Consider the following 6,085-nt stretch of genomic DNA (forward strand, 5'->3'; position numbering starts at 1 on the left):
GGCGGCGGCCCCGGGGGGCGGGGGGGGGGGGGCGGGTGTCTGCGCCCCCCACCGCGCTCTGCTGTTGGCCCCCACCACGCCGTCACTTGGGCGGGGCCCCCCCCCCGCCCCCCCCCGACTTCTTAAAGCGTTTCTTCGCTGGGCTGGTTCAGGTGACCAGAAAAGACGATGCGGTAATCGACAGATGCGGAGAGAGGCTCGCGAAATGGATCTGGTTTGCGCCTCCGACGCCGTCGCTGTCGAAAGAAAGAGCTCCCGTCGAACTGTTGTAGATAATGTGATCGGAACTGTCATGCGCGGCTTTGCCGGCAAAGAAAGCGTCCGACGAGAGGCCCCCCTGATCGAGACCGGCAAAGATGGAATGATCGAGGTGGATTTTGTCCTGGGCTTTGTTGAAATCAGTGATCTTGTCCACGTTTCCAGCACCAAGGGCGGTACTGAACACGAAGGCATCTCTGCCCCCACGCCCGCTCAACGTATCGGCTCCGCCGCCACCGTCGATCTTGTTGCTACCGGCATTGCCTTGAATGGTCTGTCCGAATTCGTTGCCGGTCAGATTGATGGCGGCCTTGCTGGATGCCTTGGTGGTTGCGAGTTGCTCGATATGCGAGCCAGCCGAAAGAGCGAAGCTCACCGAGGCAAGAACCTTATCGGCGCCGCTTCCTCTCTGCTCCACCACCTTGTCGTGGGCATTGTCGACGTAATAGGTGTCATTGCCGCCATAGCCGGTCATCTTGTCCGCGCCACCGCCACCATTGATCTTGTTGGCGCCGCCATTCCCATAGATGGCTTGACCGAATTCGTTGCCGGTCAGGTTGATGGACGCCCTGCCACCCGAACTGGCGGTGGAGAGCTGCTCGATATGTGAGCCCGCCGTAAGAGCGTAACTCACCGAGGCCACGACCTTGTCGACCCCGCCGCTTGGCGCTTCCATCACCTTGTCATGGGCATTGTTGACGAGATATTTGTCATTGCCCGTGGTCGCGTGAAAAACGTCTGGGCCGCGCGTGCCATGGAATATATGATCGCTGTCCGACGGGGCCGGCGCGGCGGGAGCAGGGGCGCCGGCGTCGCTTGGCGGCGTGGTCGGGGTATCGATCGGATCGCTTGCTGGAGGGGCGGCAGAGCCACCGGTGCTTTGGAGGTTGTGCTGCTGGAAGAAGGCCTGCAGTGCCGGCGAATTCTCCAGAGCTGTGTCTCCGTTCTGCGAGCCCCAGGCATAGGCATAATCGAAGGCAGGCGACGGAACCAGTGCTGCCCAATGATCTATCATCGTTTGCATCTGTTCCGTCGTTGGCATCTGATGCTTCCCGCCCGTGTCGGTCGTCCAGTTGCCACCGCCAAAAGTCTGGTAGACCGGAATGATCTTGTCGATCGGGATGCCGGACTTCACTGCCGCGCCCACGGCCCTGTCGATCATGTTGTAGTCGACCGTGCTCACGTCATCGCGCACCGGGTACGGGTCCAACCCGTAATAGTCGATGCCTGTATTGGCCGGATTATAGGTGTTGGAAAAATCCGGATTTGTAGGAGACCCCATATTCATCATGGTGACGAAGGTCTTGGCGCCCGGAAAATGGGAATGGATCCAATCCGATTCCGCTTTCAGGTTTTCGGCAGTTGCATATGTGCCCCACCTGCCGGTGGGATCTGGCTCGTCCATCAGGAAAAATCCGAACACCTTCGGGTTGTTCAGAAATGGTGTAACTTTTTCAATGAAGGAGGAGGTGACGCCGTCGTGCGCTCCGAGATAGACGAGGCCTTTCATGCCGTCCGGCAAAGCATTGACCTGCGAAAGATATTGAACATCGACCAGGTTGAACCCGGCGGTTGCGACTTCGGTGGCTGATCCACCGGACGCATAATGGAGTGTCATCCAATGATCCTTTGGTTGATTCGATTTATGCCCCGCGTCTGCTTAGGTGATTGCTACATTAGGATGAAATCAAATACGAAACACAGCGAGATAGAATGTTTGATTGATCTAAGTTGTTGCTCAGTAGCAGGTATTTTGCTCAGTCGACTGTGGCACCTTTGAAAGTGTTTGGGAGCAAGGACATACGCCTCTTTTGCCGGCTCCGTTCTGACCAGTTCCTTTAGCGAAAATCGTCATTTTTCGGGAAGTTATCCCCAGACAGGGAGACGTCGGCGGTCGCGTTTCGCCGGCTCATGCCACGAATCCGCTGCATTTTCCTCAAAGTCGACGTATGTAAGCAGAGCGTAATAAGGGGGCCGACGGATAGCGGCTGCTATGCGCACTAAGAAAGGTTTGAGCCATTACAACTTACGGAAGTAACGGCGCGGCAGTGTCGCGCGAACGACCGCTGGTCATGAAAACATCGGGGGCCGGTTCTCCCGAGCTACGTTCCGCCATTCTCGCCTGCATGCCTGGGCTGCTTGGCGTGGCGCTGTTCTCGGCAGTGATAAACATTCTCGCTCTGACCGGTTCGGTCTATATGTTGCAGATTTACGATCGCGTTCTGCCGTCGCAGAGCGTTCCCACCCTGGTGGGGTTCACGATCGGAATGCTGGGTCTGTATGCGGTCCATGGGCTTCTGGATTTCGTGCGGCTTCGCGTGTTGGTCCGCATCGGCAGCCGTCTCTATAGGAATTTGCAGCAAAAGGTGTTCTCCATCTCCCTGTCCCTGCCGCTCAAGGCAGGGCGTGATGCGGACCGTCTGCAGCCTTTGCACGATCTTGACCGACTGCGCGGCTTTCTCTCCGGAACGGGACCGACGGTCATCTTCGACGCCCCGTGGATCCCCTTTTATCTGCTGATCATTTATTTGCTCCATCCTTCGCTCGGCCTGCTGGCGACGGTCGGCGCGATCGCTGTGGTCCTCTTAACAGCGATCGCGGAAGTGTTTAGCCGAGGCCCCGCCGCGCGTGCCTCGGAGGAGCTGCTGTCGCAGCGGGCGCTTGCCGATTCCGGCCGGCGCAACGCCGAAGTCGTTCACGCAATGGGGCTGTCTGGTCGACTGGCTCGACGCTGGAGCGACGTCAGCCGAGCCTATCTCGCCCAGCAGGAACGTCTCTCTGACGTCGTTGGTGGCGCCAGTTCGCTGTCGAAGGCCCTGCGGATGGCGTTGCAGTCCTGTGTTCTCGGTCTCGGCGCTTACCTGGTGATCGGCGGCGAGGCTTCACCTGGGGTGATCATCGCATCTTCCATTTTGCTTGGCCGCGCCTTGGCCCCGGTCGATGCTGCGATCGCAAACTGGAGAGGCTTTCTGTCGGCCCGGCGCAGCTATTCCGAGCTGGCAGCGGTCATGGCGGCATTCGGCCGCCAGGACGAGCCAATGGAGTTGCCTCGGCCGCAGGCGCGGTTTGCGGTCGAGCAATTGACCATTGCGCCGCCCGGCTTGCCAAAGCCAACCGTGGTGAATGTGAGTTTCCATCTGTCGAGAGGCGCTGGGATGGCCGTAATCGGCCCAAGCGGTTCCGGCAAGACAACTTTGGTGCGTTCGTTGGTCGGGGTGTGGAAGCCGCTCCATGGCTCGGTGAGATTGGACGGCGCCTCTCTCGATCAATGGAACTCGGAACAGCTCGGCGCCCATATCGGCTACATGCCGCAGGATGTGGAGTTGTTTGACGGCACGGTAGCAGACAACATTTCGAGGTTCCGAGGCAAGACGGATCCAAAAGGCGTCCTTGCGGCGGCAAGAGCAGCCGGCGTCGAGAAAATGATAATGCAACTCCCTCAGGGGTTTCAGACCCGCATCGGCGAGGGCGGAGCGGCCCTGTCGGCAGGGCAGAGGCAACTCGTGGGTCTCGCCCGAGCACTTTATGGCGAGCCGTTTCTTGTCGTGCTCGACGAACCGAACTCGAACCTCGACGTAGATGGGGACGCTGCCCTGGCCGGCGCCATACGGGCAGTGCGTCAGCGCGGAGGCATCGTCATTGTCGTTGCGCATCGTCCTTCGGCTCTCGCCAACATCGATCAGGTATTGGTTATGTCGAATGGGACGGTTCATGCCTTTGGCTCGCGCGAGCAGGTCTTGGCGAACGTGCTCCGACCTTCACCGCCTGTTTCACCTCGGCCATCTTCTTTGGCGCCGATACCGGGTGTTGCCGGACATGCATGAAGGTCTGCTCGAAACATTCGTCACCTTCTCATCGTATGCTCGGACCCTTCGTGGCAGCAAACGGCCTGCCGTGAGCGCGCCAGATCTGCCGGACGGTATACGGGCCAACCTGATATTCGGCTTGGCGATTACCGGTCTGCTGGTCCTTGGCGGCGGCCTATGGCTGGGATTGACCAAGATCGCCGGCGCTGTGGTTGCACCAGCCACCGTGGTGGTGGAAAGCAACGTCAAGAAGGTCCAGCATCAAACCGGAGGCACAGTGGGCGGGATCTTCGCGCAGGACGGAGATCATGTACGAGCCGGCGACGTGCTGGTCAGGCTGGATGACACGCTGACTCGCGCGAACCTGCAAATCATCAGTGAGGATCTCGATCGCGCGACCGTCCGCCTCGCCCGGCTGGAGGCCGAGCGCACGGGCCTGGCGGAAATGCAGCTGCCGGTCGGCCTGAAGGCGCGAATGAACCAACCGGAGCTGGCTGCGCTCGTCAACGGCGAGCGCGCCCTCTTTGAAACGCGCGCCTCGGCTTTGGCTGGGCAGAAGGCACAGTTGAGAAGCCAATCCCAGCAACTTGAACGTCAGATCGACGGTCTTAAAGCGCAACAGAGCGCGGTGGATGAATCGGTTGCTCTGCTGAATAAGGATTTCGCCGACGTTGATTCCCTCTACGCCAAAAAACTCGTCTCCAAGGAGAGGGTGAGCAACATCAGGCTGGATGCCACCCGGGCCAGGGGAGAATCGGGGCGCCTCGCTGCCGCAGTAGCTGAAGCGCAGGCGCGCATCAGCGAAACGGGGTTGCAGATGCTGCAGCTGGATGACCAAAGGCGCACTGACGTGACGACCGAACTCCGCGAGACGGAAGCCAAGCAGACCGAACTCAACGAACGGAGGATTGTGGCCCAGGATGAATTGACCAAGACAACGATCCGCGCGCCGCAGTCCGGAACGATACAGGAATCGGCTGTCCATACCGTCGGCGGTGTTATCGCGCCTGGCGAGATGCTCATGACCATCGTACCTGATGCCGACGATCTTGTGGTGGACGCGCTGATCCCTCCGTCGCGGGTCGACGACGTCCGGCCAGGGCAGCCGGTATCGATCCGTTTTCCGGCGTTCGACGTGGGAACCACTCCGGTCTGCCAAGGGTCAGTGAAACACATCTCGGCGGATCTGATTAAAGATCCGCAACGTCAGCTTTCCTATTTCTCGGCGCGTATCAAGGTTGAAAGCAAATCGAACTGCCTGACCGAAGCGAAGGTGCTGAGGCCAGGTATGCCCGCCGAGGTTCATATCCGCACCGATGAACGCAATGTCTGGTCTTATCTGTTGAAACCATTTGCGGATCAGATGTCCAAGGCGTTTACGCAGTGATGGCGAGGAGGGGAGGCGAGTAGGATATCGGGATTTCTGGCGGCCCGACGGCTTTTTGGGGGCGGGCGGCCGTCGAGCCTAACCGGCGGCGCGGGGATGAAGCGCCTCCGGCTGGAGGAAACATGCGCGTTATGTGCCGCTACCGCATCATTCGAATAGCGAGGCAGTTTGTCCGCTGTCGGTAGTTTTTTGCCCAATGAAATAAACGAACGCGAATGGCGGATGGCGGGCGAGCGGAACCGCAACATCACCCATCAAAGATCAATGTTGCTGTGGTGCGAATTGCGGGGGGGCGGCCAATCCCGTGGGCGTCGTGCTGGCAGGAGCTGGCGCAGCCATCGAGCATCACTGGACGGTGGCCTGAGGCGAGTTTGCCAGCCGTGATCTTGCAAAGACTTTGTCTATCCCCGCCCGAAATACGCCTGATACCACTCGACGAACCGCCCCACCCCTTCGGTCACTGTCGTCGTCGGGCGGTAGCCGACCGCCTGCTCCAGCGCCGAGGTGTCGGCGAAGGTATCGGGCACGTCGCCGGGCTGCAGCGGCAACAGTTCGACGATGGCTTTGCGGCCCAGCGCGTTTTCCAGCGCCTCGACATAGGCGGTCAGCTTCACCGGGTTGTTGTTGCCGATGT

At 59.9% G+C, this 6,085-nt stretch carries 3 protein-coding genes and 1 pseudogene; 2 read left to right on the forward strand and 2 right to left on the reverse strand.

Annotated elements, in window-relative coordinates; genetic code table 11:
- Positions 1-148: 148 nt before the first annotated feature.
- Positions 149-1,876, reverse strand: coding sequence for a calcium-binding protein (locus NKH95_RS32995; protein ID WP_352894552.1), 1,728 nt, complete (start codon positions 1,874-1,876; stop codon positions 149-151).
- Positions 1,877-2,330: 454 nt separating this feature from the next.
- Between NKH95_RS32995 and NKH95_RS33000 the strand changes: the two genes are divergently transcribed.
- Positions 2,331-4,082, forward strand: a complete 1,752-nt coding sequence (locus NKH95_RS33000) for a type I secretion system permease/ATPase (RefSeq protein ID WP_164892821.1) — start codon at positions 2,331-2,333, stop codon at positions 4,080-4,082.
- Positions 4,075-5,451 (forward strand): HlyD family type I secretion periplasmic adaptor subunit, encoded by a 1,377-nt coding sequence (locus tag NKH95_RS33005; RefSeq protein ID WP_128302534.1) that lies wholly within the window; start codon positions 4,075-4,077, stop codon positions 5,449-5,451. Before NKH95_RS33000 ends, NKH95_RS33005 begins: the two co-directional genes overlap by 8 nt.
- A 401-nt stretch (positions 5,452-5,852) precedes the next feature.
- Here the strand turns inward: NKH95_RS33005 and NKH95_RS33010 are convergent.
- Positions 5,853-6,085 (reverse strand): annotated as a pseudogene (locus NKH95_RS33010) (capsular biosynthesis protein CpsI); the annotation flags it as partial.

The sequence above is a fragment of the Mesorhizobium sp. M0848 genome, assembly GCF_040319805.1.
Taxonomy (GTDB): domain Bacteria; phylum Pseudomonadota; class Alphaproteobacteria; order Rhizobiales; family Rhizobiaceae; genus Mesorhizobium.